The following is a 1,781-nucleotide window of genomic DNA, read 5'->3' as shown; positions in this document are numbered from 1 at the left end:
TGAAGAATTGCTACCGCGCGGCTGGCAGCGTCTGAGCGATGAGAACCGCACCCACTATCAGGTGGGGCTGCTCCCAGGCTCCAAGCCAGCCAAGCTCTCCTTGGGGGTGCCATTGGTGTTGGCTGTGGCCGATGAGCTGCGACAGATGCTGCCGAATGTCCGCTTTGTGATCCCGGTGGCCCCAGGACAAACCCCCCAGTCGTTGGCAGCCTATGCCCATCCCAAGCTCAATCCCGATATGGCTTTGATCTATGGCACCTCAGCCATTCTGGAGCAGACCAATCTGGGATCCCAGTTTGTTACCCCCTTTGGCAGCACGGTGCAATTGTGGACAAGCTTCCCTGCCTATTCTGTGCTGGCCAACTGTGATCTCTGTCTGACCACCATTGGCGCCAACACCGCCGAGCTGGCCTATTTGGGGGTGCCGATGGTTGTGGTGATCCCTACCAACAAGCTGGAGGCAATGCGCGCCTGGGATGGGATTCTTGGCCTGTTGACCCGCCTTCCAGGCTTGGGCACTTGGCTGGCCCGCGCCGTCAACAGAATTGCTCTGCGTTGGCTAGGTCACTTGGCTTGGCCGAACATCTGGGCGGGGCGAGAGGTGGTGCCAGAGTTGCGGGGCCACTTGCGCCCGGTGGCCGTGGCCGAGCAAATGCGAGTTCTGTTGGAAGATCCCCAGCGCCGTCAGCAAATGCAGACAGAACTGCAGCGGCTGGGGGGCAAGCCGGGAGCTGCCCAAGCTATTGGACAACTGGTGGCTCAACAGTTGGGTAAAGGCTAGGGCAGAAGGCAATTTGCTTGAGCTCGACCCAGTGGAGAGTTGCGCGAGGAGCTCCCTTGGCGCGATTGGAGATCTCTCCTTGCTGCCGGCAAAAAGTGCTAAAAGGGGAGTGGAGGTTCCTAAACGGAGACCATTCATGCTGACGGAGGCCGAGCAGTCGGCGGTGGAAAGCCCCAAAACGGGGGAGGGCAATTCTCTCCCTGCTGGCAAGCCGGAGCCAAAACTGGGGTTCTGGCAGCAATTTTGGGAGGATGTTGATTGTGTCTTCGATCGGGATCCGGCAGCACGCAATCGCTGGGAGGTCATCTTCACTTATCCCGGTGTGCATGCTCTGTTTTTGCACCGCATCGCCCACTGGCTGTGGAAACGGCGCTGGTTTTTCCTAGCGCGGCTGCTCAGCTTCTTGGCTCGTTCTTTCACATTGATTGAAATCCACCCGGCAGCCAAGATTGGGCGGCGCTTTTTCATTGACCACGGCTGTGGGGTGGTGATCGGTGAGACGGCAGAAATTGGTGATGATGTTACCCTCTACCACGGGGTCACCTTGGGGGGTACTTCCTGGAGCAAGGGCAAACGTCATCCCACCCTGGAAAACGGGGTGATTGTCGGCACGGGGGCCAAGATTCTGGGGCCGGTTCGCATTGGGGAAAAAGCTCGTATCGGAGCCAACGCGGTCGTGATTCAGGATGTAGCTCCCGGCATGACGGTGGTTGGGATCCCAGGCCGTGCGGTCATCCCGCCCCATCAGCGCCGCATCCCCGCCCATGGCATTGACCTGGATCACCATCTCATGCCTGACCCAGTGGGACGGGCTATCGAACAGTTGCTGCACCGTATCCAAGATCTGGAAGCCCAGGTGGCCCGCCTTAACCGGGAGCGGGAACAGGTCCGGCAGGATCAGGTGAGAGGCGAAGCAGAATATTCGTAAACTACCCGACCCTGACTGCTTCGCAGTACAGGGCGGGCTTTCGGCAGCCCTGCAGTTGGCAAGCCAACCACG

1 protein-coding gene and 1 pseudogene are annotated in these 1,781 nt (G+C 59.6%); both read left to right on the top strand.

Annotated features, from left to right (window positions below; translation table 11 throughout):
* Positions 1–781, top strand: a pseudogene (locus tag NW829_RS12190) (hypothetical protein); the annotation flags it as partial.
* 136 nt (positions 782–917) lie between these two features.
* A complete protein-coding gene (cysE, locus tag NW829_RS12185; RefSeq protein WP_414343630.1) occupies positions 918–1,709 on the top strand; it encodes a serine O-acetyltransferase in 792 nt (263 codons plus the stop codon).
* Positions 1,710–1,781 lie beyond the last annotated feature (72 nt).

Origin of the sequence: Synechococcus sp. R55.8, from assembly GCF_047461895.1 — a bacterium.
GTDB lineage: Bacteria > Cyanobacteriota > Cyanobacteriia > Thermostichales > Thermostichaceae > Thermostichus.
The sequence above is the reverse complement of the archived record's forward strand: the minus strand, read 5'-3'. Positions and strand labels throughout refer to the sequence as shown.